The 24,315-nt window shown below is 68.6% G+C and carries 28 protein-coding genes and 4 pseudogenes; 19 read left to right on the top strand and 13 right to left on the bottom strand.

The annotated features are described in order from the left end of the window. Positions 1 to 333, top strand: a pseudogene (locus ACGF5T_RS30970) (hypothetical protein); the annotation flags it as partial. Here ACGF5T_RS30970 and ACGF5T_RS30965 read toward each other — a convergent pair. The 5 genes and pseudogenes from ACGF5T_RS30965 to ACGF5T_RS30945 all read right to left on the bottom strand — a co-directional run bounded on the left by ACGF5T_RS30965 (position 233) and on the right by ACGF5T_RS30945 (position 3,128). Next, positions 233 to 481, bottom strand: a complete 249-nt coding sequence (locus ACGF5T_RS30965; protein ID WP_366769429.1) for a hypothetical protein — start codon at positions 479 to 481, stop codon at positions 233 to 235. The pseudogene ACGF5T_RS30970 and the gene ACGF5T_RS30965 overlap by 101 nt on opposite strands. Beyond that, a complete protein-coding gene (locus ACGF5T_RS30960; protein ID WP_366769428.1) occupies positions 481 to 645 on the bottom strand; it encodes a hypothetical protein in 165 nt (54 codons plus the stop codon). Before ACGF5T_RS30960 ends, ACGF5T_RS30965 begins: the two co-directional genes overlap by 1 nt. 122 nt (positions 646 to 767) lie before the next feature. Further along, positions 768 to 1,040: an IS30 family transposase gene (locus ACGF5T_RS30955; protein WP_366769430.1), complete on the bottom strand. Its 273-nt coding sequence runs from the start codon at positions 1,038 to 1,040 to the stop codon at positions 768 to 770. A gap of 653 nt (positions 1,041 to 1,693) precedes the next feature. Then, positions 1,694 to 1,753, bottom strand: a pseudogene (locus ACGF5T_RS30950) (hypothetical protein); the annotation flags it as partial. A gap of 301 nt (positions 1,754 to 2,054) precedes the next feature. After that, positions 2,055 to 3,128 carry an alpha/beta hydrolase family protein gene (locus ACGF5T_RS30945; protein ID WP_392889948.1) on the bottom strand — a complete coding sequence of 358 codons (1,074 nt, stop codon included), beginning with the start codon at positions 3,126 to 3,128 and terminating at the stop codon, positions 2,055 to 2,057. Between the two features lie 85 nt (positions 3,129 to 3,213). On the opposite strand from ACGF5T_RS30945, the gene ACGF5T_RS30940 reads away from it, so the two are divergent. Further along, entirely contained in the window at positions 3,214 to 4,170 is a 957-nt protein-coding gene (locus tag ACGF5T_RS30940; RefSeq protein ID WP_366769426.1) for a winged helix-turn-helix domain-containing protein, read from the top strand. A 196-nt stretch (positions 4,171 to 4,366) separates the two neighbouring features. On the opposite strand, the pseudogene ACGF5T_RS30935 reads toward ACGF5T_RS30940, so the two are convergent. Then, a pseudogene (locus ACGF5T_RS30935) lies at positions 4,367 to 4,864 on the bottom strand (Tn3 family transposase); the annotation flags it as partial. Between the two features lie 749 nt (positions 4,865 to 5,613). Between ACGF5T_RS30935 and ACGF5T_RS30930 the strand changes: the two are divergent. The 4 genes from ACGF5T_RS30930 (at position 5,614) to ACGF5T_RS30915 (ending at position 9,397) form a co-directional block, all read left to right on the top strand. Beyond that, positions 5,614 to 6,726: a bifunctional DNA primase/polymerase gene (locus ACGF5T_RS30930; RefSeq protein WP_366769437.1), complete on the top strand. Its 1,113-nt coding sequence runs from the start codon at positions 5,614 to 5,616 to the stop codon at positions 6,724 to 6,726. After that, positions 6,723 to 8,270: a phage/plasmid primase, P4 family gene (locus ACGF5T_RS30925; protein ID WP_366769436.1), complete on the top strand. Its 1,548-nt coding sequence runs from the start codon at positions 6,723 to 6,725 to the stop codon at positions 8,268 to 8,270. Before ACGF5T_RS30930 ends, ACGF5T_RS30925 begins: the two co-directional genes overlap by 4 nt. Further along, a complete protein-coding gene (locus ACGF5T_RS30920) occupies positions 8,267 to 8,668 on the top strand; it encodes a DUF6009 family protein (RefSeq protein ID WP_361019811.1) in 402 nt (133 codons plus the stop codon). Before ACGF5T_RS30925 ends, ACGF5T_RS30920 begins: the two co-directional genes overlap by 4 nt. Before the next feature lie 393 nt (positions 8,669 to 9,061). Further along, positions 9,062 to 9,397 carry a hypothetical protein gene (locus tag ACGF5T_RS30915; RefSeq protein ID WP_366769435.1) on the top strand — a complete coding sequence of 112 codons (336 nt, stop codon included), beginning with the start codon at positions 9,062 to 9,064 and terminating at the stop codon, positions 9,395 to 9,397. A gap of 150 nt (positions 9,398 to 9,547) precedes the next feature. Here the strand turns inward: ACGF5T_RS30915 and ACGF5T_RS30910 are convergent, their stop codons facing one another. Beyond that, positions 9,548 to 9,748, bottom strand: coding sequence for a hypothetical protein (locus tag ACGF5T_RS30910; RefSeq protein ID WP_366769434.1), 201 nt, complete (start codon positions 9,746 to 9,748; stop codon positions 9,548 to 9,550). Between the two features lie 256 nt (positions 9,749 to 10,004). Between ACGF5T_RS30910 and ACGF5T_RS30905 the strand changes: the two genes are divergently transcribed. From ACGF5T_RS30905 to ACGF5T_RS30880, 6 genes are all read left to right on the top strand, one after another. Next, positions 10,005 to 10,211, top strand: a complete 207-nt coding sequence (locus tag ACGF5T_RS30905; protein WP_366769433.1) for a hypothetical protein — start codon at positions 10,005 to 10,007, stop codon at positions 10,209 to 10,211. A gap of 159 nt (positions 10,212 to 10,370) precedes the next feature. Beyond that, the gene (locus tag ACGF5T_RS30900) at positions 10,371 to 10,580 is read left to right on the top strand and encodes a hypothetical protein (protein WP_063480805.1); all 210 of its coding nucleotides are present in this window, start codon (positions 10,371 to 10,373) and stop codon (positions 10,578 to 10,580) included. Positions 10,581 to 10,633: 53 nt separating this feature from the next. Beyond that, positions 10,634 to 10,858 carry a hypothetical protein gene (locus tag ACGF5T_RS30895; protein ID WP_366769382.1) on the top strand — a complete coding sequence of 75 codons (225 nt, stop codon included), beginning with the start codon at positions 10,634 to 10,636 and terminating at the stop codon, positions 10,856 to 10,858. A gap of 106 nt (positions 10,859 to 10,964) precedes the next feature. Continuing rightward, positions 10,965 to 11,147: a hypothetical protein gene (locus tag ACGF5T_RS30890; protein ID WP_366769383.1), complete on the top strand. Its 183-nt coding sequence runs from the start codon at positions 10,965 to 10,967 to the stop codon at positions 11,145 to 11,147. 50 nt (positions 11,148 to 11,197) lie between these two features. Continuing rightward, positions 11,198 to 12,172 carry an ATP-dependent DNA ligase gene (locus ACGF5T_RS30885; RefSeq protein ID WP_366769384.1) on the top strand — a complete coding sequence of 325 codons (975 nt, stop codon included), beginning with the start codon at positions 11,198 to 11,200 and terminating at the stop codon, positions 12,170 to 12,172. A 61-nt stretch (positions 12,173 to 12,233) separates the two neighbouring features. Next, complete coding sequence (locus ACGF5T_RS30880; RefSeq protein ID WP_366769385.1) at positions 12,234 to 12,611, top strand: hypothetical protein; 378 nt, start codon at positions 12,234 to 12,236, stop codon at positions 12,609 to 12,611. Between the two features lie 166 nt (positions 12,612 to 12,777). Here the strand turns inward: ACGF5T_RS30880 and ACGF5T_RS30875 are convergent, their stop codons facing one another. Continuing rightward, on the bottom strand, positions 12,778 to 14,865 hold the full coding sequence (locus ACGF5T_RS30875) for a hypothetical protein (protein WP_366769386.1): 2,088 nt from the start codon (positions 14,863 to 14,865) through the stop codon (positions 12,778 to 12,780). A 255-nt stretch (positions 14,866 to 15,120) separates the two neighbouring features. On the opposite strand from ACGF5T_RS30875, the gene ACGF5T_RS30870 reads away from it, so the two are divergent. After that, complete coding sequence (locus ACGF5T_RS30870; protein ID WP_366769387.1) at positions 15,121 to 15,921, top strand: hypothetical protein; 801 nt, start codon at positions 15,121 to 15,123, stop codon at positions 15,919 to 15,921. Between the two features lie 99 nt (positions 15,922 to 16,020). Further along, complete coding sequence (locus ACGF5T_RS30865) at positions 16,021 to 16,194, top strand: hypothetical protein (protein ID WP_366769388.1); 174 nt, start codon at positions 16,021 to 16,023, stop codon at positions 16,192 to 16,194. Between the two features lie 639 nt (positions 16,195 to 16,833). Here the strand turns inward: ACGF5T_RS30865 and ACGF5T_RS30860 are convergent. The 3 genes from ACGF5T_RS30860 to ACGF5T_RS30850 form a co-directional block, all read right to left on the bottom strand. Next, the gene (locus tag ACGF5T_RS30860; RefSeq protein WP_366769389.1) at positions 16,834 to 17,013 is read right to left on the bottom strand and encodes a hypothetical protein; all 180 of its coding nucleotides are present in this window, start codon (positions 17,011 to 17,013) and stop codon (positions 16,834 to 16,836) included. Positions 17,014 to 17,395: 382 nt separating this feature from the next. Beyond that, complete coding sequence (locus ACGF5T_RS30855; RefSeq protein WP_366769390.1) at positions 17,396 to 17,530, bottom strand: hypothetical protein; 135 nt, start codon at positions 17,528 to 17,530, stop codon at positions 17,396 to 17,398. A gap of 779 nt (positions 17,531 to 18,309) precedes the next feature. Next, on the bottom strand, positions 18,310 to 18,861 hold the full coding sequence (locus ACGF5T_RS30850; protein WP_366769391.1) for a hypothetical protein: 552 nt from the start codon (positions 18,859 to 18,861) through the stop codon (positions 18,310 to 18,312). A 606-nt stretch (positions 18,862 to 19,467) separates the two neighbouring features. Here ACGF5T_RS30850 and ACGF5T_RS30845 point away from each other — a divergent pair. From ACGF5T_RS30845 to ACGF5T_RS30835, 3 genes are all read left to right on the top strand, one after another. Beyond that, the gene (locus tag ACGF5T_RS30845; RefSeq protein WP_392889936.1) at positions 19,468 to 20,160 is read left to right on the top strand and encodes a hypothetical protein; all 693 of its coding nucleotides are present in this window, start codon (positions 19,468 to 19,470) and stop codon (positions 20,158 to 20,160) included. A gap of 23 nt (positions 20,161 to 20,183) precedes the next feature. Then, positions 20,184 to 20,657 carry a hypothetical protein gene (locus ACGF5T_RS30840; protein ID WP_392889933.1) on the top strand — a complete coding sequence of 158 codons (474 nt, stop codon included), beginning with the start codon at positions 20,184 to 20,186 and terminating at the stop codon, positions 20,655 to 20,657. A gap of 162 nt (positions 20,658 to 20,819) precedes the next feature. Continuing rightward, complete coding sequence (locus ACGF5T_RS30835) at positions 20,820 to 21,164, top strand: hypothetical protein (RefSeq protein WP_366768257.1); 345 nt, start codon at positions 20,820 to 20,822, stop codon at positions 21,162 to 21,164. Positions 21,165 to 21,282: 118 nt separating this feature from the next. Here ACGF5T_RS30835 and ACGF5T_RS30830 read toward each other — a convergent pair whose 3' ends face one another. Further along, on the bottom strand, positions 21,283 to 21,849 hold the full coding sequence (locus ACGF5T_RS30830) for a hypothetical protein (protein ID WP_366768258.1): 567 nt from the start codon (positions 21,847 to 21,849) through the stop codon (positions 21,283 to 21,285). A 17-nt stretch (positions 21,850 to 21,866) separates the two neighbouring features. Here ACGF5T_RS30830 and ACGF5T_RS30825 point away from each other — a divergent pair. Together ACGF5T_RS30825 and ACGF5T_RS30820 are read left to right on the top strand one after the other, a co-directional pair. Next, a pseudogene (locus ACGF5T_RS30825) lies at positions 21,867 to 22,577 on the top strand (restriction endonuclease). A 345-nt stretch (positions 22,578 to 22,922) separates the two neighbouring features. Then, the gene (locus tag ACGF5T_RS30820; protein ID WP_366768259.1) at positions 22,923 to 23,312 is read left to right on the top strand and encodes a hypothetical protein; all 390 of its coding nucleotides are present in this window, start codon (positions 22,923 to 22,925) and stop codon (positions 23,310 to 23,312) included. A 259-nt stretch (positions 23,313 to 23,571) separates the two neighbouring features. Here the strand turns inward: ACGF5T_RS30820 and ACGF5T_RS30815 are convergent, their stop codons facing one another. Beyond that, positions 23,572 to 23,880 carry a hypothetical protein gene (locus tag ACGF5T_RS30815; RefSeq protein WP_366768260.1) on the bottom strand — a complete coding sequence of 103 codons (309 nt, stop codon included), beginning with the start codon at positions 23,878 to 23,880 and terminating at the stop codon, positions 23,572 to 23,574. Positions 23,881 to 24,315 lie beyond the last annotated feature (435 nt).

Here is a 24,315-nt window from a genome sequence, read left to right as displayed (position 1 = left end):
GTCAGGAACAAGATCAGTACGCACCCGGCGACACTGCCGTCCGAGATCACCGAGCGCAAGACCTGCGACTCAACTCATTCTGAAACGATCAGTAAAGCCGTGGTCACGGGCGAGAGCGGCGATGGAGCGGCCTTCCAGGTACGTGAAGCGCACGGTGTCGGTCTTGTCGGCCCAGACGGCGGGGCGGCGTCCGCCCTTGGCCTCGGCGGCGCGCAGTCCGTCGTAGGTCAGCTCACGCTAGAGGTCGCGCTGGAGGTCGCCGGCGGCGGCGAGGGTCCGCACCATGAACTCCACGGTGGACAGCAGCTCCGGTGCCCGGGTGGCGGGCGGTGAGGTTCATCGCGGAGAACGCGCCGTCGTGGATGCGCAGTGCCACCTGCTCGCGGTGGAAGACGTCGAGCACGTCGATGTGCCCGGTGCCGCGTACGAGGCGGAACATCTCGGAGATGTGGACGGTGTCGCCCGGCCGCGCGTACGTCATCAGCTCGCGAAACTTGGGGCGCTGGAGGGGGTGGAGGCGGCTGGAGATGCCCGTGTCCTCCTCGAAACGACCGGGTCCTCGATCCCGGCCTCGTCCAGGACGAAGTTCTGCCGGCCGGTGGACTGCTGATCGGTCGAAACCCGCTTGTAGACCAGGTTCGCCACCGAAGAGCCCCTTCCGTACGGAGAAATGGACCTTATCTCGATTGGATTCGAGCCGCCGCGAACCCCCGGATTGCACGGGTTCATTGGACGCGTAGGCCACCTGTCGTCAAACGAAGGCGAGCTCAAGCGGTCGACGCATCACCACTGTTCAAACGATCAGCGTAGACCTCTGCCGGGGTGCGGTAGCCGTGGGTCTTGCGCGGACGGTGGTTGAGTTCGTGAGCGATGGCCTCCATGTCGGCCTGGCTGAACGTGCGGAGGTCGGCGCCCTTGGGGAGGTACTGCCGAAGCAGCCGGTTGGTGTTCTCGTTGGTGCCGCGTTGCCACGGGCTCCGCGGCTTGCAGAGGTAGATCGGCATCCTGGTCTCGGTGGTGAGGGCCTGGTGCTCGGCGATCTCCCGGCAGCGGTCCCAGGTGAGCGTCCGCCGCAGGTGGGGGGGACACCGAGGAGGCTCCTGGTGAGGTGCGGGGTGACCTGCTCGGCCTTGATGCCATCCGGCAGCCGACGATGGTCGTGTAGCGGCTGGTGCGCTCGACGAGCGTGGCGACCGCCGAGGGCCTGGTGCCCATCACGAGGTCGCCCTCCCATATGACCGGGGACCTTCCGGTCCTCGACCTCGACGGGGCGGGCGGTGATGGACACCATGCCGCGGATGATGCCCCGCCCGGTAGGCCGGCGGGCGATCTTCTGGCGGCCCATGGGCGGGGCTGACCGCAGGCTCTGAGTGAGGCCGCGGTCGATTGCCTGGCGGTGACGAGGGTCGTAGAGCGAGAGGTAAGTCGCTTCTTGCGAGATCTGCATGGCGGTGCAACAGGGAACTGGCGTCGCAGCCAGCCTGCGATCCGATCGGGAGACCGGCACAGAGTCAGCTTTTGCCTCCACCAGGGCGCGCAGAGCAGGTCGGTGGGCGAACTTGGCCTGCTGGAGCCGGCGCCCGCGCGCATAGGCGGCCTCATCGGCGAATGCGGCACGGTAGCGGTCCGGGCCTCCGTTGCGGGCGATCTCGCGGGAAACGGTCGAAGGGCATCTGCCCGGCCACTTGGCCAACTGCCGGGCCGATCCCCCGGCAGTGCCGCGGGATAATTCTTCGCGCTCGCTGCCGCTCAGATGCCGCTCTGATCGACGCTGCGGGGTGAGGCGGACACCGTCGCTCTAGTGCAGGAACCGACGGGCGTTCTGCATCGGTGCCCCGAGTGCCCACCCGGTCAAAATGAACGATTACCCCTCGCGCCAGCGTCTCCAGATCTCATCCTGCTAAGCCGGCGAAAACCCCTAGTCACGCACTGTGCCTCACAATCACATGATCATCCGTGGGTGGTGCGTTGATCACTTGAGGGTGCCAACGTGTGCCGACAGGCGACCGATGTCCTGTGGGCTGGAGCAGGCTGCCCGCCGCCTCGTAGTTCCGTTACGAGAGATGGCGGGCGAAGAAGGTCCCCACCCGGCGCCGTACCTCGGCGAGTGTCACCGCAGGGGCGCCGGTGCCGACGAGCGCGGTCCGCGCCGTCGCTGTCACGAGACCGGAAGTCTGGAGTCGAGGGACGAGCGAGCCGTAGTCGGTGAACGCCCAGTGGTTCGCGTCGGGGAGCAGCCTGCGGCAGCCGGGAAGGCCCGCCCAGGAGGACTCGATGCGGGCGGCGCCGGAGAATCCGTCAGTGCGGAACAGCAGCAGCGGCTGATCGAAGCCGGCCAGTGTCGGGTACAGGTCGAGGTAGCCCTCCAAGTTCGCCACCGCGCCGACCCGGCGGTCGTCACGGGCCGCGTACACCGCCGCCGTACCGCCTGCGGAGTGCCCGTACATCCCGATCCGGCAGGAGTCCATGACCGGTGCGAGCGGCAGGTCGCTGAGCCGGTCCAGGACCAGGCGGAGGTCCGCGATCCGGGTGTCCACCATCGTGCGGAAGGTCGCCGGGTCCGGGGGGCCGATCAGGACGGTCGTCCGCATTCCGGTGGGCAGCTCCACCTGAGAAGCGTCACCGGGGTGGTCGACGAGGACGACCACTCGGCCATGACTTGCCAGGTCCTCGGCGAGGGCTGTGCCGAGCGTACGGGAGTCACCACCGCCGGGTGAGTACACCAGCACCGGCCGCCGCCCAGGCAGCGGCGGCGCGCAAATGTACCCGTGGGTGAAGACCGCACCCCAGTCCACCATTCCCGGCTCCGGCAGCCCCGGATGAACGTGCGGCACGTACTCGGCGAACTCCCTGGCCTCGGCCGGGGTGAGCTGCGGGGCCCGGAAGAAGCCGCGTACCGATCGGGCCGGGTACAGGACGGTCAGCATCAACTCCCGCACGCCGCCCACCCATGGGTCGGTCCGGGACGGGTCCGTCAAATAGACCGTCTGCATGCCTACGGGGTACGGACCAGCGGGCGCGGGCAGTCGGAGGCTCAAGCCGCCACCGGAGGCGAACGCGGCCGTGGGCAGCAGAGCGGCGATACTGCCGAGTAGGGTGCCTTTCACAAGAGTGCGTCGAGAAGTCATACGGACATCCTTGGGGCGGGGGCCGTCACGGGGCGAAGGTTCAGGCCCTCGTCAAAAGGCTGGTCCAAGACGAGGAGATGTGAGGGTGCTGCGAATCCACTTCACCGCGCAGGACTTCGCCCGGATCCGCTTCGCACCCCGCCCGGCGCCGCTTCAAGAGCTGCACGCCGCCCTGACGACAGCCGTGACCCGGCGGGGCGGGCCGCTGTTCGCGCCGTGGCGCGGCCGCGTCCTGCGCTCCCTCCCGGCCGCAACCAACCCGCTCGCCGAACTGGTTCCAGCGGGCCCCCCGCCTTCCTTCCTCGACGTCCTCGGCGACACCATGGCTAACGGCTTCGAACAGATCCGCGCCACCAGCCCCGGTCTCGTCCGCTCCGAGCTGGAGCGGGTCTACGGGACGATGCCCGCGCCTCGCTGGATCCACGGTCTGCACGCGGGCGACGAGACGGCCTGGCGCACCCTGCACCGCGCCCAGCAGGCTGCGTACGAGACGGTCCTCGTCCCTGTCTGGTCCGTCATGCAAGATCTGCACCGTGAGGAGTTCACCCGCTACGCCCTGACGGTCGCCGAGCACGGCGTGGCCGCCACACTGACCGGCCTGGCCCCGCGCAGCCGACTCCACGAGGGTGTGTGGGAATGGCTCGGCGTAGCACCGGACCGCGACGTCTTCCTTGATGGGCGCGGCCTGGTTCTGTTGCCCACCTTCCACCACCCGGCGGGCCCACTTCTGCAGGACACCCCAGGCCATCCCGCGGTCCTGACGTACCCAGCCGGTCCCGGGCTCCCGCCCACTGCAGGGGGCCCGGTCGTCCCCGCCGAAGCCCTGGCCGCCGTCCTGGGCCGCACCCGGCTGGATGCCCTGCGCCTCCTCGCTGAGCCTCACACCACGACATCTCTGGCCCGCGCCCTCCACGTCAGCAACGCGACGGCCTCGTCCCACGCGGCGGCGCTCAGATCGGCAGGCATGGCGACGACGACCCGCACAGGCCGCTCGGTCACCCACCAGCGCACGGCCCTCGGTACGCTGGTTGCGGGCACCTGACCGCCGTGGTTCGCTACAAGATGAAGCTAGCCACGTTGCGCAGGTGAAGTATCTGACCACGCTCGCGCAGAAAGCCGGCGGCGATCAAGGGCAGCGATATCGCCCCACGCGCTCTCCGGCAGAGTTGCACGACGGCCGCCAAGCGGCTGACCAAGGCGCGGGCCCACAAGCTCATCACCGCCCTGGTCGGCCACCCTTAGGCCTGTCCGCTCTCGTTGTCGTCCTTGTCCAGCTCGGGCGCGTCCGGATCGCGCAGCGGGCGCAGGGCGCTGGCGGCCGGGACGTTGTAGCGGCCGAGCAGGTTCAGGTTGTGGTGCTTTAGCAGGGAGAGCCGGGCTATGTACTCCTCGCGGTTCTCGTGGCCCTCGGCCAATAGGTGGATGACCGCGGCGTCGATGTACTTCGTGGTCCAGAGCACGATGGCGTTGAGGACTAGGCCGAGCGCGCCGAGTTGGTCTTCCATCCCGTCGCTGTACGCCTGGTGGAGGGTGCCGCGCTTGCCGTGGCACACGTCCCTCGCCAGCTTGTGGCGGGGCTCATGCACGGTGAGCTACCGGTTCATCTGCTGCCGGTAGGTGTCGTCCACTGGGTCGACCACCTGCAGTAGGTGCTCGGTCTTCGCGATCCGCCTGTACTCCGCGAACGCCGCACCCAGCGGAGTCAGGCGCCGCTTGCATCCGACCGTGCGCAGCAGGCGTCAATGGCCTCCTCGTTCAAGTGCTTCACATCGCAGCTGCCGACGGGAGGCTTCTGATCGGCGTGATGCTGTCGCGCAGCCATACGTCCGAAGCGGCCAGGGCGGTCCCGGTTCGGAGCAAGGAAGCTGGTCAGCACACTCATGCTCTGCCAGGAGCGTTCACAGTGCCAACCACTGCACCGGCGTTTCCCTAGGCCGTGACAGGCGGTGTGGACTATGTCGGGCTCTTGGGCAGCTACCGAAGCTACCGAAGCTTCGAGGCGAGTGACGGGCAGCAGGCGCTGGTTGGGGGTGCGATGCGTTGAGTCGCTTCAGTCGCTGAGGGAACGGAGTCCCAGCGACTGAAGCTCAGCTACTCAGTAATCGTTGGGTAGCTAGTACCTGAGTGAGAAAACCTGCAGGTCAGGGGCGTGTCGACCATGGGGGAGCGACTGAAGCGACTGAGGTGTGGAGTATATGAACGACTCTGCATGTGTGCGTGTGCGCTATATATAGGAGCCTTCAGTCGCTTCAGTCGCTGATCTGGGCTGAAGAGCCTCTTGACCTGCTATTACGTCAGCTGGAGGTGGTAGCGACCGAAGCGCTTCGGTCGCTACCACCTCCAGCTGGGTCGCTGCAGACACGTGCCGGTCTTCTCATCAACACGGCAGTTGGGGTTCCTTCGCATGTACTGCACGACCTCACGAACCACGTTCGCTAGGCTGTGTCTGTTATTGAGTCGCTTCGGTCGCTGATAGGGGGTACACATGCCTGCTGAGCTGCGCTTTTCTCTCAGCGACTCACAGTCGTCCCCTCCTCAGGCTTCAGTCGCTGCTTCATTGGCCACCGCCAGCTGGTGCGCGCGCCGCGGCTGGCCCGTGCATCCCCTGGCCGCTGGGCGCAAGACCCCGGCAGCCAACTGCACCGACTGCCGCTCAAGTTCCCACTCGCCCAGCGAATGCCCGTGCCTGCCCGCAGGCCGCTGGTGTCACGGCTTTCATGCCGCCACCCTGGACCAGCGCCGCATCGCCAACTGGTGGGGAGCACACCCGGACTACGGCATCGGTATTGCGTGCGGGCCAGCCGGCCTGGTCGTCATCGACATCGACGCCCACTCCACCCGACCGCCCACCCGGGACCGAATCCTGCCCGGAATCCCTATCGGTGAACATGTCGACCTCACCGGCCTGGCCAACGGATTCCACACCCTTGCTGTTCTGGCAGCCCTGCGTGGACAGAAAAGCCCGGCAGAGGACAACACCACACTCCGAGTGCGTACCCCCAGGGGAGGTTTGCACGTCTGGTACCGGACCACGGACAACCGCCGCTGGCGCTGTTCCTCCGGCTCCAGTCACGGGGCTGCCCTGGCCTGGCAAGTCGACGTGCGCGCCCACGGCGGCTACATCGTCGCCCCAGGCACGACCACCCGCGACGGCACCTATATGCCACTCGATCACGTCCGAGAGCCCGCAGCTCTGCCTGCCTGGCTGGCCCAGGAACTGGAGCGCACGGGCCACCTGCCAGCCCTCAGCATCCCTGCCCCCCGTCCGGTTCCTCCGCGCGCCCAGCAAGCAGTGCTCGCCGCTGGCGGCGGCCGGGACCGAACCCAGCGGATGCTCGCCGCGATCCTGGCCCCAGTCGAAGCCTGCGGCCACGTCTCCGAAGGAGCGGGCTTCTCAGACACCCTCAACCGAGCCGCCTACACTCTCGGCGGGCTCGTCGCCGCTGGCCGCCTGACCGAGGAAGAGGCTCAGCAGGCTCTCACTCAGACCGCGGCCGCGGCCCGACCAGGGCAGGAACGCCGCGCTGCTCAGATCATCCGCAGCGGCCTGGCCGCGGGCCTACAACACCCCCTCCACACGCGAAGGGGCCCCCGATGACCTCACCTGGAAACGAGACAGAAGCGCTCTTCGACTTCGACCCCGAAGCCGTCGCTGCCCAAATCCGCGACCAGACACGTCCGACATCAATTACCACCGTCGCACTACCTGCCCAAACCGCCAGCGCACGAGAGACCAGCGGCGGCGAGGCCACCGCAGCCGGACTTCTGCCCGACACCCTCACTGACCGCGGCAACGCCAAACTGTTCGTCAAGCTGTACTCCAACGACTACCGGCACGTACCCGGCATCGGCTGGTACCGCTGGGACACCACCCGCTGGCAGATCGACGAGGACGACACCGTCCTGTGGGCAGCAGGAGACCTCGCCGAAGCCATCGCCGCACACGACCCCCGCGGCCTGTTCACCACCCAAGCCCTGCAATCCCACCGACGCCGAGCGCTGTCCACCACCGGCATCAACGCCATGCTCACACAGGCCAAATCCGCCCCCGGCATGGTCCTCAACGCCGCCCTCCTGGACGCCGACCCCTACGCCCTGTGCACCCCCGACGGCATCGTCGACCTGCGCACCGGCCTAGTGAAAGCACCGGACCCCAACAAGGACTTCCACTCACGGTCCACCACCATCGGACCACGAACCATGCCGACCCCGCGCTGGGAACGCTTCCTGGCAGACACCTTCGGCGAAGACGCCGAAGCCCAGCACATGGTCAGATACCTCCAACTCCTGCTCGGCTACTCCGTCACCGGAGACGTCGGCGGACAGGTCCTGCCCTTCCTCTTCGGCTCCGGCAAAAACGGCAAGTCCGTTCTGTTGGACGTCCTGATGAAACTCCTGGGCGACTACGCCGACGCAGCACCGCCCGGCTTCCTCATGGCCCGCCCTTACGAAGGTCACCCCACCGACCTCGCAGAACTCCACGGCCGACGCGTCATCGTCTGCTCAGAGGTCAAACACGGAGACAAATTCGACGAAGCCCGCGTCAAACTGCTCACCGGCGGCGACCGCATCAAAGCCCGCCGCATGCGCCAAGACTTCTTCAGCTTCGAACCAACCCACAAACTCTGGCTCCTGGGCAACCACCGCCCCGAAGTCGGCACCGGCGGATTCGCCTTCTGGCGCCGCATGCGACTCATCCCCTTCGAGCGCGTCGTCCCAGACCACCGAAAGATCGACAACCTGGCAGACCTCCTCGTCACCGAGGAAGGCCCCGGCATCCTGGGATGGCTCATCGACGGGGCCCGCCGCTACCTCGCCGGCGACCGAGACCTCACCGGCCCCGAACGCGTCCGCATCGCCACCACGGCCTACGCCGAAACCGAAGACCACACCGGACGCTTCTACGAAGAATGCTGCACCATCGCCCCCGACCTGCGCGCAGAACAGACTGCGCTCTACGCGGCCTACAAGGACTGGTGCCAGAATGAAGGCGCACCGGCCATGTCCTCGCGAGCCTTCGCTGCCCGCACACGGGAACTCGTTGGACTGGCCTCGCCCAAGGAGATGATCCTGTCCAACCAGCGCAAGCACTACCCCGGCATTGGTCTGCTCACCCACGACGAAAGGGACCCCAGCACATGAGCTCCCTGATCACCGAGGACGAGATCAGCCACGAAGCCGACATCGTCTGGCTGGAAGACATCGACCACCTCGACTACGTCCGCCAGAGCCTGGACAGGCTGCCCACCCGAAAGGGCAAACCCGCCTACCACCGCGACGGCCGCATGGTCGGCTACGCCCTACTTGCTCCCTCCGCCAAGGCCTCCCGTGCCTCTGGCACCTTCCGTCGCCGCGTCTTCTGGCTCCTGCCCCATGACCGCGACAGCCAGCCACAGGGCCTGTACGCGAAGAGCGCCCCCGCCGAAGCCGTCGACCCCCGCACACTCGAACCCCGAACCAAGGGCTACAAAACCGAGCGATCCGAAGGCGGTCCTCCGTCCAATGCCATGCGGGAACTCGGCATAACACTGCCGCTTTGACCGATGAGTGCCGACCGCAAAACGAAATTCACCGGCTGGCCTGCCGGGTCACCGCCCGCCTGACGGGCCTGTTCCTGCTCGATGCCGGCACTGCGCTTGCCTGTGTGGCCAGCAGTCCCCGGTATGGACGTAGACGGGTGCGCTGTGCCGGTTCAGTCCCTGCTCCAGGAACCATACGGGCAGGGCCGGCTTCTTCTCGATGCCGCGTCGCCGTTCGGCGTCCCGGCGTTCTTCGTCGGCGATCCACTGCCGGGTGCGTGCCAGGTCGCGCAGCTACACGCGCTCAAGGAAGCGGAGCAGTGCGAGTCGCGTCGGACCTGAATCGTTCAAACGTTCTATTTCATGCTGTGCTGGTCACGCAGCAATCCCAGGGGTGGGCGAACGGAGAAGGCCATGGAGCACGCTGACCTGCTCACCCGGCACGACATCAACCCCGAGCACCTCAACCAGGCCCCGGCTCCGCCTGCCCGCCCGCAGGCCCTCGCCCGCATCCAGGAGGTGCCGCCCCAACCTTGCACCGTCTGCGGCACCCTGGCAGTCACCGTCCGTGCCGTGGTGTTCCCGGGCGCGGGGTCGCGCTGGGTGGATCTGTGCTGGGATCACGGCATGGCGGTCCGCCGGCGCCACCGCCTCCCGCAGGCGCTGGAGGGCATCACCGCGGACGCGGGACGCGGCCCGGGAGGCGGGCCTGCCCGCCCCAGAGCACCTGCCGTTCTCTTCTTCGTTTGAGACGGCCACCGCCGACCGCCCAGACGAGGATGTCCGGTGACATCGATGCTGGATCGTTTGCCATCGAAGTTGGACTGCCCGGCAGCGCGGCGCGGGAAGGTGCCGCACTACGTCCAGCACAGTTTCAGGTTGCGCTGTCCAACAGGGCTCCTACAGACGCGCGTTGCTCTCCGCATTTCGCCGATATACGTCATGTGCCGCCTGGGTTACGAACCCCGTGACGAAAGCGGCCGGGCTGCCGTAAAGCAGAAGAGGACCTGCCTCGGAGATCCAGTCCCCGATGGCGAGAACAGCCACAACGTCGAGGTAGTAGAACAGGAACAGTGCCCCTTGGCCGAGCTTCGTCATCACCCATCCCCCCTTGTGGTCACCGCTCTTTCGCCCAGGGCATGCCCGGTCCCTTACAGTCCGACACCGCGCAGCACGGCCCGCACCGACCTGCCCAGCACTATGCCGATCTCGCGTGATCGCTACGTTCTCCAACCCCACGGCCGCCCCTTTGGCATCCGAGATCCTCCCTGGTCTTCCACGGGTCACCGAGCTCTAGGTTGGTCCGACTTCGATGGCAATCAGTCCAACATCGCTGTCACCGGACAGAGAAGCCCTGATGACTGCCCCCGTTGCGCCGGTCACCGAGCCGGACACCTCCGCACGCACCTGCCCCGGCGACCAGATCGGCCCGTGCGTCGCATGCCGCCGGCCCACCCACAAATACGGCACCGGGGCCCGCTCGCCGCTGTGCGAGTACTGCGACGCCAAGGCCGCCGAGCGGTGGGGCCGGAAGCTGCGCGCCGACGGTCCCGCGCCGGGCTGACCGGGAGCCGGGAGCAGGCCGGAGCCGGGCGGGACAAGACGGTAGAACCGGCCGATCTCGCGGACAGATGCGGCCATCCTTGGACGACGCAGACCTCTGGGCTGCACGTGCTGGCTACAACCTTGACCAGGGGTCTTCCTGAGCTGGTGGGGGTTGTACGTGCTGACCATCAACGTCGCCGTGCTGCTGGCGGTCATCATCGTCGTGCGGCTGCGCCGGCGGACCCACGCGCGCAGCCGCAACGACGAGAAGCTGACCGTGCTCATCGTCCTGGTCTTCGGCATCCTCGTCGCGCCGACCGCGTTCGGGCAGGGCGTGCTGGACGTCGTGAGCCAGCTGGCATCCGGGATCAACGACGCAGGCCGCTGACCTGCCCCACCCCCTGTTCGCGCTTTCGAGCCGGCGGGAGCACGCTGGAAGACGTGAGTGGCGCGCCCATCGTCGTGCACCGGCCCTCCCTGTCGGGGGGCCGCCGGGTCACTGTGCACCGGCACGGCCGGGACGAGATCCTGGGCACCGCCTACAGCGATCACGACCTGGCGGTGTTCCTCGAAGGCGCCGGCATCGACGATCCGGACGCCGTGGTGGATGACGGGCGGTGGGTGGAGTGGCGCGGCGGTGCGGCGCACGACTTCCGCGCCGCCTGACCCGGCCGCCGCATTCGAGCCACACGGCGTGCAATTGCACATCCGGACCGTACGCACCGGCGTAGCGTTCTTGGTGAAGAACGACCGGCGCGGGGAGAGCGTAGACATGGACATCGACATCGACTTCAGCGCCCACCCGAACGGCGCCCACTACGCCGCCTACCTCGATCACCTCGTGCACTGCACCGAGTGCGGCCCCACGCGCTGCCCCGTAGGGGCGGATCTCTGCGCCCGCTACCTCGACACCGCCGTCCGCATGCGCCGGCGCCGCGAGGAAGCGCTGCGCTGACGGAGCAGCCAGACACACACCCGGCGCCCCGGGCGTGGAAGGCATCCCCCATGACGTGGACGCTGCCCGAGCCGATGCTCACCGCTCCCGTGCCCGGGCCCGACCTTCCGCCAGGCGCCGTTGCGGAGCCCAAGTGGGACGGTTACCGCGCCCAGCTCGCCCGCTGGGCCGACGGGCGGGTGCTGCTGCGCTCGCGGCAGGGAACGGACATGGCCGGCGCGTTCCCGGAGATCCGGGAGGCCGCCCTCGCGCAGCTGCCCGAGGCTGGACTGGACGGGGAGCTGGTGGTGTGGGAGGGCGAACGGCTGGCGTTCGAGCGGCTCCAGCAGCGTCTGGCCCGGCGCCGCGGCGCCGGCGCCCTCGCGGCCGCGCAGACCTGGCCCGCGCACCTGGTCGTCTTCGACGTCACGCACCTCGATGGCACCGACCTCACCACCTGGCCGTACGCCCGGCGCCGGGCCGCCCTGGAGAACTTGTTCGCCGACGCGGCCCTGGAGGCACCGTTCACGCTGTGCCCGTCGACCACCGACCCGGCCACCGCCCGCGCGTGGCTCACGTGGACGTCGGCCGGGCTGGAGGGACTGTGCTTCAAGAGGCTGTCGGAGCCGTACCGCCCAGGGGTGAGGGGGAGGGGCAAGTACAAGGTCCGCGCCACCGAGGACGCGATCGTGGGCGCATTCACCGGCCCGGCCGCCGCGCCCCGCACCCTGTTCCTGGGCCGCTACAGCACCGAGGGCCGGCTGCGCCTCACCGGCCGCACCACCACCCTGCCGCACAGCGCCGGCCGCGCCGTCTCCGCCCTCCTCACCCCGGCCGGACCCGCGCATCCGTGGACGGGCAGGACGTTCTCCGCCGGGTGGGGCTCGCGCGAGCCCCTCGACGTCACGCTCGTTCAGCCGCGGCTGGTGGTGGAGGTCGGTGTCGACGTCGCCCGGGACACCGCGGGCCGCTGGCGGCACGCCGCCCGCTGGCACCGCACCCGCCCGGACCTGTCCCTGGACGCCGTGCCACCGTTTTGCGTGTGACCACACTCGAAGGACCGGCATCGATGTCGATGAGCTGGGCTGGCGAGCGGAGGGGTTCGGGATGAGATGGCGGGCGCGCGGCGAATACGAGTGGGCGCGGGAGGTGATCCGGGACCTGGAGGTGCCCGAGCAGACAAGCCTGGACGATGTGATCGCTCTCGTCTCCCGCCGCATCGGCCAGCCGGTCACGGTCGTGCCGATCGACGCCACCGTCCTGAACGTTGCCCTGGAAGAGGGGCCCGACCGCAGCCTCTGGATCCGCGTGCCGACGGAGACGTCCGCCTTCCACCACCGGCATCTGGTCTGCCGAGGTCTGGTCCGCGCTCTGTACCGGGAAGCCGGCGCCGGGCACGGGCAGATCGACTACACGCATGCCATCGAGCGGGAGATGGAGCACGCGGCCACCCTGCTGACAGCCCGGCTCTCCCGCGGCGACTGACGACGCCGAAACCACCGGGCGGCGATGTTATCTCGGGGTACTGGCTGGCTGTTGGGCATGTGAGCCATGTTGAAGTTCAGCAACATGCCTGACGGCTATCCCAGGGGTGTTCAGGCATGTTGGCGATGTCTGGGACTTGGCTGTCTGTTTCCGGGGCTCGTGCGATTCAGTCCAGATCGTTCCACGTCCACGAAGGGGCGGCACTCCCATCAGGCTCACGCCCGAGTCGGAACTGCTCGCGGTTTTCTCCGAGCTCGATGAACAGATCGAAGTGTCCTGTGGCAGGAAGCCGCTTGGCGAGGGCGGTGACCTGCTCCTGCGCCCCGGCCTTCCGCAGCGCGTTCAGCAGCTCCGCGACGGCGCGCGGGTTGTCGAGGGCGGTGTGCGCGGCGACCCGCTTGGCCAGGGCGGTTGCCTGCTCCTGCGCCCCGGCCCCCCGCAGCATGTTCAGCAGCTGGGCGACGGCGCCCGGGTCGTCGAGGGCGGTGTGCGCGGCGACCCGCTTGGCCAGGGCGGTGACCTCCTGCTGCGCCCCGGCCCCCCGCAGCATGTTCAGCAGCTGGGCGACGGCGCCCGGGTCGTCGAGGGCGGCGTGCGCGGCGACCCGCTTGGCCAGGGCGGTGACCTGCTCCTGCGCCCCGGCCCCCCGCAGCGCGTTCAGCAGCTCCGCGACGGCGCCCGGGTCGTTGAGGGCGGCGTGCACGGCAGCCCATGCAGCAGGGCGGAGGTCGGTGGGGTGCAGGGTGTGCAGGTGGTTCACGAGGTGTGCGGCGGCGTGGGGGTTGCCGTGGGTGATGGCGTTTTTGTGGAGTTGGGCGGCGTCGCGGTATAGGCCGCGGTGCCAAGCAGCGTAGCCGAGCTCGGTCAGGTCGGCGGGGTGGGCGTGGACGGCGGCGGCGGTCCAGAAGTCGATGGGCGGCAGGCTCTCGGCGCGCTGGTGGCGGCCGTGCTGGTCGAGATAGTCGGCCAGCAGGTAGTGCGGTCCCTGCGGACTGGGTGCGGGGCGGTAGCTCTTTCGCTGATTGCGGGGGTCGCCGGTGTTGACGAGGGTGAGGATGCCGGGGATGCCGTTGCAGGGCGTGGTGACGTAGTTGAGGGCCTTGCTCAGCCAGTCGTCGTCGAGAGCGTGGTACTCAGTGTCGGTGAGGTAGCCGAGGGCGGCGTCGGCGAGCCATGCCAGCGGGATGTGGAGGCCGGCGCCAAGGCGGCGGGCGTCCATGGCGGCGTGGATGAGGGCCAGAGTGGCGCCCTCGGCAGCGTGGTAGCGCTCCATCAGGTAGGGCACGCCGGCCAGGTACTGGGTGATTTGCGCATCGTCTGCGTGCTGTGCGGCCTGGGTGAGGCGGGGGTCGGCATCGTCGGTGGCGTTGAGTGTGGCCAGGTCGGCCGGGGTGAAGGCCTTCGGCACGTCGATCTTGTGCCCGCTCAGGAGCGCGCGGGCGCCGGGGTGCCGGTCGGGGGTGGTCAGGGTGTCCCAGTGGTCGGGCCACAGAGTGCCCAGGACCAGTACCGGGGCCCGTGACGGATCGGTGAGCAGCTTCCGTAGGCCAGCCGCGACCTGCTCACCGAGTGGGTCCGGGCTCAGGTAGTGCTGGGCTTCGTTGAGCCATACCACCGTCTTCGGGGCGATGTCTGGCAGTGCGGCCACGGCCGCATCGGGGGCGGTGGGGGTGAGGGGATGCCACAGCCGCCAGCCGTCCGGCAATGCTCTGACGGCCTCCCACAGGGCGCGGGTCTTGCCCGCGGACGATCCCCCGACCAGGACCGCGATGCCGCTGTGTCCGGCCTTCGCCGCGTCGACCACTGCCTTCAGGCGGGCGTCGTGGTCCCGTAGGACATAGTCAGGCAGGTGCCCGAACCGGTCGCGGGCGCCATCGGTGTCCAGCGCCGGGTGGACCCCGAGTCCTCCGTCCAGGACGAGCCGGACGTCGTTGCGGAGGTCGCCGATCGGGCGGCCCACGCCTTGCGCCATCTGGGCCTGCACCCACAGCTCACGCACCCGCTCCGCCAGATCCGGTGCATCCCAGGCGGCCCCGCGGGCCAGCACCTGGGCCACGGCCACCACGTCGGCCTGACGGCCAGGCCGTTGGCAGTCAGAGATGACGCGGTGGACCGTGTCCCGGCTCGGCGCCCCGTCCAGGCCGTCGTCGTCGGCGATGTCCTCAGCGATCTCATCCAGGCTGGGAGCGCCTGCCGCCAAGTACACCTCGTACAGCAGTCCCTTGAGCTCGCGCAGCGCCGGCGGCCATCCCACTCGCGGCCGCGTCAGCTGCCGCGGCCGCCGCGGACTCTCCTTCGTGGCCGCTGTGCCGCCCCCGACCAGCTGGGACTGCTGCAGGGTTGGGTGGCAGCGGCGGCTACGGCCTCGCGGCCGACCTGGCCGGTGGCCGATAATACGGCGCCAGTGTGTGACTCAGATCACGTCGCGGTGACCAAGATTTGTTGCCGGTGGTATCGCTTCACGGGGCCGAGTGGTGAACATCCCAGTTCGTGAAGGGAGCGATACGCCGTGAACCCCGAAATGAGCCAGCGCACCAGCTTCGCCGTCCTGTCAGAAGACACCGGCAACGGACGCGGGGTCGTCACGGCCACCGAGACCGGTATCCGCTTGGTGGAGCATGGCGAGCGTAGCGAGCGCTTCGCGTGGAACACGAAGCGCGGACCGGACCTCGTGCAGGCCTTGACCGTCCGCGGCTTTGTCAGCGGCGCCTGGACGACCGACGGCGAACCCACGTACACCACCGACAAAAGTGCTGCTGAGGTCGACCACTTCGCAGCCACAATCCTTGTGGTTCCTCGAAGTGTGCGGTGGCTGGAGGCCGTGTCCACCGCCCTGGTCGGCAACTGGTGTGCCCCTCTCAGGCAAGCCGGCCACCTGCCTCACACCGCGCTCGGCGCGCTCAAGGCGGAAGCCCGTGCTGTGCACCGGCAGTTAGTGCCGTTGTGGCGGCGCCGGACACGACACGGCCGGGTGCTGTCCCTGGACGCCGACCTGGGTGGCGGGCTGTCGCTCTACGACCTGGTCGCCGCCGACGTCGACCTGCTCGCCCACACGACGGGCGGAGTGTTCGATGACGAGCGGCTCAACGCGGTGCTGCGCTGCCTGTCTCCGGCCGAGCGGCAGGTAGTGATGGCGTACGCCGCGGGCGAGGGCACGACGTGGTCGGAGGCAGCCGCTGCCGTTGGCGCCGCTGCTCCGGAGGCGTTCGGCGAGCGAGTCCGCCGTAAAGCCAAGCGACTGGCCGCCGAGCAGATGCGCCGCATGACGCAGCGCGTCAGCGGGCCTCGCGAATGGGGAACGAGTGGCTAGCCCTCGGCTACCCCACGATCGCGTTTTGCCCGGCCCCTGCCAACACACATGGGGCACCGGGAGCCAGCCTCCATACCCAATCTCCAGAGGAACCAGGTCATGCCCACCATCGCCCTGCTCATTGTCTTCCTGCTCGTCTTGGTCTCCACCCTCGTATGCGGGGCGCTCATCTACGTAGCTCACCGCCACCCGGCTTCCCGAGAGCCGCTGCTCGTCGGCCTGGCTGGGATGGCCGTGCTGGCCGCGTTGGTAAGCCCGATCATCACCCGTTGACGGACTGCAGCGCCATGGAACGCGCACCTGAGGCACGCGTCTGAGGGCGTTGACCCGCCGGCCGCGCTTGCCGCCGAAGCGTCGCGCCGCTCGGTCGCCGACCGCCCGCCGTCCCGTTGGGCCGCCGCCGCGCGTGCTGTTGCGCCGCCTCAACGCGCGGGGTCTCACGTCATGGCCCTCGTGGTCCGGCTGCCGTTTCGTTGGCTGCCGCCCCAGCAGGCCGCCGACCGTCTCCTCCGCTGAGTTCCCCGACGGTGCCGACGGTTGGCCAAGCAACACCAGCCCCGTCCGCACTCAGGGCTGCAGCCAGCAGGCTCCCGTCCAGCTCGCCACTGACGGGGACACCGTCCTGGCCAAGACGCACGACTTCCTGGACCGGCAGGGACCGGGCAAGGCGATCCCCTACGGTATCTATGGCATCGCCGCGAACACCGCTGGATGGTCGGCACTTGCCGCCGCCCTGTGCTGCTACAAGCGACTCGTCCGTCTCACCACGTAGGACACGGTCTTAGTGCATCGCGGTATGCCTCGAACCGGTCGTTGATAAAGCCGGGCTGGAGGCGTCCGCCGCGTTCAGTGATCCAGAGAGCCGGGTGGTCGGGGAACCCGAAGCGCGGCCGGACGTTCTCGACATAGTCCTCAACCGCCTCGACGGCCCAGTCCATCGACGACCGATTCGCCGCCGTTGCAGAACCACAACCGGTACGGCGTCACATAATCGTCGTCGGGCCAGGGCAACGGCTCCAGCAGGCAAGCCCGCCGCTTGCGCCAGCGCCCGCTGCGCGGCCCGTCCTTCGCCCCCAGCACAATGAAGAGCACGTACCCCTCCCTCAGAACGGCTCACTGAAGCATCCGCCCTCCGCCCGCGGCAAGCAGGCGTCAGGGATCCCCCGTCGGCAGACCTGACCGGGAAGAAGTGGCGTTGTGGCAATCCGCGCAGCGGGCGACGCGCAGAAGACACTGGACCGTCATTCCAGTTTCCCGGACCAGGACGCCTGCCCAGGCACGGGGAAGGCGGACCGTCTGCGGCCGGGGCACGTCAGAACAGAGAACGCACCGGCCCCGTGCGAGCGGTGCCGGATGCCGGGCCCTGACGGGTGTCGGGTGGCGGCGGGCCAGGCCCCGGACCGAAGCGACGACCGTTCCGGTGGTTCCAGGCCGGGTCCGGCGGCCGTCTCCTGCTGCCAGGGTGGCGGGCGGGTTACTGCTCGGGGTGGACGGCTTGGACGCCGATGCCTGCGTACGCCTTGGGCGTCAGGGTGAGGAGGTACCGGCCGGCGGGGTGGGCGGTATGGATGGCGTGGACGGCGGCCCAGGAGTCCCCGAAGCGCAGCACTGACCGTGACCCGGGTGAGGTAGCGCCTGCCCGAGACCGCGTGCGATGGTGAAAATGCAGCGCGGGCCCCCTGTGGCGTCCAACCTTCGAGGGCCCACGCGTCATGCGGTTGCGGGGTCCCTGGTCACAGCCAGGGGCCCGCGCCGTATAGGAGTAGAGACTCCCGCACGAAACGCAGCGTCCATACGCCAGCCGCCATGACGGCCGCCACGATGACACAGGCTCCACGAATTCTCTGCCACCACGGACGTTGCTGCTTGGGTCGGTGTGACCGTTCCATCGACACCTCCACTGTGCGCCCGGAAGGGCCGGGTGTCCCGGGCCGCGACTCTCGCGCCCGCGGGTGCTCGAGAGGCATTGCCACCAAGTTGGCGGGCGGCCGACTTCCAGTGGACCACGCCATAGGTGGGACGAAATGGAGCACTCAAACCGGTGCGATAATCACACTATCGGCGGGACTTTGCCCCTATCAACGGGGCTTTGCCCCGGTCGGGGAGCCGTCTGCCCGGCGTAGCGTGGGGGCATTATCAGCCAGTGGCGCCTTCGCTGGCACCGCCGGTGCCTCAGCACTCGGAGGCGGAAATGTTGCAGCCGCCGGGATCGGCTGGCGTCCGACGGGGCTCGGCGGGGTCGCCCACGCCGTAGGCCCTTCCTGCATGGCTGCGCCCGGCCGGGGAGAGAAGGTCAGAGCTCCGAGCGCGGCGTGGGCGCGTTCATCATCGCGGCGATGGGCGTGGCGGACGGTCGAGCGACTGAACAGTCTGCCTTCGGCCGCTCGGCTAGGGTCCCTCACTGCTCGTATTCGCCCGCTCCCGGGCCCTGATGGTCTGCTCCCGCAGGATGCGGGTCCACGTTTCCATGAAGCCCGCCGCACCGCTCTCCTCTCCAGGGAGCTGGAAGAGGTCCGGATCGGCTGCGAGCTGCTCCATGAGCGTCTCGTACAGCCCGTCGAAGAGCGGCTCGAGACAGACGGCCAGGCCTTCGGCGAAGTGCCCGGGGGAGAGGCTCAGAGAGATGACGTGGTCCAGGACCGGGAACATGCCCCACTCGTCGATCCGCGCCCGCAGCGCGGCCAGCGCCGGCGTGTCCGGCATGAACAAAGCATGCATCACGTAGAGCCCGTAGAACATCCGCAGTCCGCCCAGCACCGTCCGGGCCCGCAGCAACTGCTCATCGCTGGCCCGCTGGACCGGTCCCAGCACATCGCCGTTCTCTTGGAGCAGCCCCCAGTCCACCGGCGGACTCTCACCCCGTTCGACCGCCCCCAGCGCCTGCGCCCAGTCCTCGGCTGTCAGACCGAACCAGCCGTAGGCGGCGAACGCCTCGTGCATCCGCCCCCACCTCCTGTGCCCCCAGCCCGATAGCAGCGACCAGATGCACGATCCCCTTGAAGTCCGCTCCTTCCGGCACGTCCTCATCAGCCTCGAGCGCCGCACGCACCAGGGCGGGATGGGCCGCCCCGCGGTACGGCCGGGCCGCGAGAAGCCGGCCGGCGGCCTCGTACAACGCATCGGCTGCCTCCTCACCCGCCCCCGCCGCGTGGGCCGGTGTGGTCGTGAAGACGGACAGGACGGCGAGAGAGGCGGCGGCCAGGCCGCGCAGCACAGAGGTGACATGAGCTGTTGATAGCGGCGGGGGAGGGGCGCGATCAGTGGTTCGCCGAGTGCGCCGCCCGTGTGAGTGCAACGGTCATACCGGCCCCCTTCACCCCGGCGGGCTGCTCTGCCGCCTCCAGTCCCGTCTCAAGTTGCGGCGAGAACGCTGCGACAGTGTCACTGGCCGCTTCATTGCGCTGGTTGCTCAAATCGTGCTCAGAAAAGCCACTTGTGCTGGCTGTGTGCATGCCGTCACGTCTAGTGTTCGGGACACTCGATCGCCACGGGGGCGATCCACCAGGAATTGGTGGCTTCATGAGTAGAGCCCGCATATCCACAAAAATGCTGGCCCTTACCTGCCTGACTGTCCTCGCCGGACTGACCACCGGCGGCACCGCAGTCGCTGAGGAGCCGTCAGCGACGGCCACCGACACCACCGCCGTCGAGACCGCTCCGCCGCCGGAGCCCGAGGAAACCGACCTCATTGAGGGCGCTCCCACCGGCGAGGCCCCTGCGCCAACGACCTCACCCGCACCTGATGCCACCGCGGGAGACGACGAGATCGACCTGCCGACGTCCAAGCCGAGCGACACCCTGGACGCGAGGCCCTGCGAACCGGGCTACCGCTACACGCCCACCAGCAAGGACAAGGACTACCACAAGGGCGTTGGCGCCGAGCAGGCCAACTACAACGGCACCTCGCGCACCGCGAGATCCACCTTCACCTCCGAGGTGACCGGAAAGGTCGGCATCTCTTACACCGGCGAGCTGAAAGTCGGAGCCTCGGTCGTAGTCGCCGAGATCGAGGGCAAGTTCAGCGTCAACGTGGCCGTGGAACTCACGGCGAAGCTGGGCAACACCATCGCCGTCAACACTCCGTCGAAGCGGACCACCCACGCCCGCTACGGCGTGTACCGGCTCAAGTCCTACGGCTACAACCAGTACGTGTACGCCAACTGCACCAAGGGCGTGAAGAAGAACGTGACCATCTACACGCCCCGCCGGACCGGCTGGGTGCTGTGGGAAACCAAGTGACGGTCCGCCGCAGGACAGCGCCGTTGACCCTTCTGCTGCTGGCCCTGGCGGCAGCAGGCTGTACCTCCGGCAACGAGACGGACGACGCTGCCACGACTCCGGCACCCAGGACGTCGGGCCCACCGACCAGTCAGCACAGCGCTACGCTCACGCCGCCGGCGCTCGATCCCGAGGCCGGTGAAGACATAGCGGGTCAGCGCGGCGAAACTCGCGGCAATGCGAGCTTCTCCTACGACGCGGGTTCCCGGGGCAAGGCGCTCATCGTCGCGGTCAGTTGCCGGGGTACGGGCACCGTAAAGGTCTCGCTGCCCGTACTGGGAACGGACTTTCCGCTCGAGTGCAGCACGGCAGAGCCCGCCGTGACCTACAACCAACTCGTCATGAACGCCGCCCACAAGGCCGGCACCGTGGCAGTCACGGCCCCTTCGACCGTCACCTGGGCCCTCACCATCGGACGCGGCAACGCCGCTGAACAGGAACCCCCCACAATGGGATGACGTCCGCCAGCAACCCGGCCCCGCGACGACCAGTCCGCACTATGAGGGCTGGCCGTCACCGTGACTGTCCGCTAAGAAGTCGCTTTCTGGTGTGATCGTTCGTTGAACTGTGCATGATGGATCTCATCGAGCGGTTGGTGCCGGACGAGTTGTGGGTCGGTTATGGTCGGCGAGCGCACCATCCCCCTGGCCGGCGCCGTCCTTAACCGGCTGACCGCCTACCTCGACCACCGCCACCGGCGCTGGCCCACCACCAACAACCCGCACCGGTTCGTGAACCTGCGCACCGCCACCGGCACCACCCACGTCGGCCCCCGCTGGCTCAACCTCCACCTCGGCGAGCACCTGACCTCCCGATCCCTGCGCAGCGACCGCCTCCTGGACGAGGTCCACGCCGTCGGCGGCGACGCCAAACGCCTCGCCGTCCTGTTCGGACTGAGCGTCAGCACCGCCAACCGCTACACCGCCACCCTCCACCACCCCCACCTGCGCGAACAGCCGCCCTGACCCCCTCGTGCACCGCGCCGTACAGACCCAGCCGCAACAAGTCGCCCCACCTGAACCAGCCGAGGAAGACTGGAGACGGGCGGCCAACAAGAGGCTGCACCGACGCGGAACCTGACCACTAGAGGGCGGGGCCACCCTTGGCCCCGCCCTCGCTCGGTACCGCCGCCAAACACAACCTGCTGACGGATTGCCTCATGGATTGCCCGTAGCGGTCGTTGTGCCGGTGGATCAGGTCGGGCTCGCATTGCCCTGGCCATACCTGGAGGAGGAAGACCTCCACAGGGTCTGTGACGTGGGCGTCGTGCGCTCGGTCACGGCCGCGGGCGTGGACGCGGGCTCGGTAGGGACCGGGCCCGAACGGTGTCAGCACGGGCAGTTCGGGAAGGGCATCCATCATGGCGGTGACTCTCATGTCACCCGTGAGGGATTCGATGCTGTGGTCCACCACCTCGTCCCACGCCTCGGCATGGCCGGGAAGCGGGACGGCGCCGCGGTAGATCTCCACGGTCACATCGACGGGGCCGCTGTTCACGCCCGCGAGGACGACGGCGAGCCCCGGCCTGGAGAAGATCAGCCCGTCTTTCGGGTGGAAGGGAGGCTGTGTGTACTGCCCTGCGTCCGCCAGGTGGAAGGCGTGGTACTCCACCTGTACCTGACCGGACGCCCTCGCGATGGGTTCGCTCATGGCCGGCATCGTAGGCGCTGTCTCCTCAGGCGACCCGCCGGCGGCCGCCCGCACGGCGGCGCACCCGACGGCCCTCCCGCAGGCAGCAGCGCGACGCCCAGCTGCTCCTCTACGCCGCGGCGGCCACCGCCGGCATCACGTTGGTCGTGACGGTCGTCAACTGGCTCCTCACCCACTGGTGGGTCCTCGTCGCCCTCCTGGTCCTCGCCGCCCTCGCGGGCGCCGGCTGGGTGTACAACCGACAGCAGCAGGCCCAGTGGGAGGCGGTACGGGCCCAGGGCCTGCGCTATGGCCTGCCGCAGCTGGACGAACTGCACTACAGCCGCTTCGAGGACGCGGTCCGCGAGCTGATGCACCGCGACGGCTGCCAGGACGCCCGGCGGGTCGGCGGCCGCGGCGACCTCGGCGCCGACGTCAAAGCCACCGACCCGTTCGGGCGGCGCTGGGTCATCCAGTGCAAGCACCGCCGCAACGGCGCCCAGGGCTCACCCGTGGGCACCCCGGACCTTCAGGTGCTCAACGGCACCGCCCGCCAGGTCCACGGCGCCGACGTCGCGGTCATCGTTACCAACGGCCGGGTGACCGGCCCGGCGGTGACGTTCGCCCAGCAGCAGCGGCTGCACGTCGTCGACCGACAAACCCTGGCTGTCTGAGCGTCTGGCTCACGCCCCCTGTGGGAGCTCCTTCGGGCGGTGCCACCCCCGCGCCGCCCGACCTCGCTGAGCTGACCTGTCGAAGGAGCGGTCCGGGACGGCGCGGGCCGCCGCCCGCTGGCACCGCGCCCGCCCACGGCGCGGGAGCTGCCCGCGGGCAGCTCCGTGAAGCCGCTGAAACCTGAGCGTCCTATGACGCTCAAGGAACGACGCGCCCGATGCTCACTGCCGAAGGCGCTTCGAAGGTCATGAAGGGAGGCCCTTCAAGACTACGTTCTACAAGAGTGCATCCGACGGCACGTGGTGGACTGTAGACGTCATGGGACACGGGCAGTCTGCCTTTAAGGTGTTTCGCGAAACCAAGAAGGGACTCGAATGGATCGCGGGCGCGGATCGTTACGATACCTATATAGTGGGTAAGTGGAAGGGCGAGACCGGCCGCTTCATCCCTTGGAGCAAGTTGAGCGGCGTGAGAAAGTGATCGAGTCGGCCGAGGAATTCATCAGACTGCGATTCAGTGATGTCGCCGAAGACTACGGCAGGGCGAGTACTGAGCCCGCAGCACCCGATGTCTGGCGAGAGGTCATCGAACAGCATCCGGAAGCACGCTTCTGGGTCGCGCAGAACAAAACAGTTCCCTTGGATATTCTCCAGGTTCTAGCGAGCGACTCGGATCCGAGGGTGCGGTCGATGGTGGCGAGTAAGCGAAAGCTGACGCCAGATATATTGACCACGCTGGCGGCGGATTCTGATGAATCGGTCAGGCTCGCCGCCGCCCGCCATAAGAGTATCCCGAGAGATATGGAGTAAGTGAAATCGAGCTGCTGACGGTGCAGTGAGAAGGGGCGGACCTTATCTACCAGGATGAGGCCCGCCCCTTTGGCTCGGTCCGGGTGGTGTCCGACTGGGCGGCCGAGGCGATGTACGCGGCGTTGACCGCGAGGACAGTCTCGCGGGCGGTGAGCAGGTGGCGCAGGACCGCGGTGATCCGGTCCGGCTCGGCGGGCGCGTACGGGTGGGCCAGCCGGTCGGCGCGGTCGCATGCGGGAAGGTGAGGTCCGTACGGGTTCTACGCGGCCTGGTCCCAGTTGTCCGGGAGGTGCTCCTCGTCGGGTGGGCGCTGTGTGGCCTTCTCGCGGGCGCGCAGGACGGCCCAGGCGGCGAGGGACAGACCGGTGAGGTACCAGGGCACGGGCCACAAGGCGCCCCACCACGGTGCCCGCGGTGCCAGGAGCAGGTCGGCGGCTGCGGTGATCATGCCGGCGGCGAGAGTCCAGCACAGCAGGCGTCCGGCCCACTGCGTGGCCCGGGCAGTCCGGTGTGCGGTGGGGCGGCGGGCGGTGCTGGAGCAGGGCATGCGTCTGCCCAGTGCGTTCATCGGGGAACGTCCTTCACAGCAGGAGTGGTTGCCGCGGGCTGGGGGACCACGCATGCAGGACGGGGAAAGTGTGCATTCCGTGAAGCCGTGCATGCAGGAGTGCGGCACGTCCTCCATACGCTCTGAGACAACTTGTCCAGACAGCGCTTTCCGTCGATGACCGGCGACGACAGCTGGCGAGTGCCGTCCCACAGCGTATGAGGCGGGCCGGAACATGGCCGAAACGAGATGCCCGCTGACCTCGCCTTCTGCAGAGAAGGTCCAGGTCACAAGCTTTCGGTCAAGGTGTCTGCCGGGAGTGGTAACAGAACCATCAATTCCGCCCGTGGCACACGGTGGTTGGTGCAGTTAGGGCCCAATTTGCCCCACTCAACCGGTGGGGCTGATTCCGGACCGCATGCATAGGGCGTTCGGGGGGACGGTGCGTCATTTTGT

The sequence above is a fragment of the Streptomyces sp. NPDC047853 genome (assembly GCF_043204535.1).
Lineage (GTDB): Bacteria > Actinomycetota > Actinomycetes > Streptomycetales > Streptomycetaceae > Streptomyces.
Note: the sequence above shows the minus strand (reverse complement) of the source record. Positions and strands in the feature narration are given on the sequence as shown.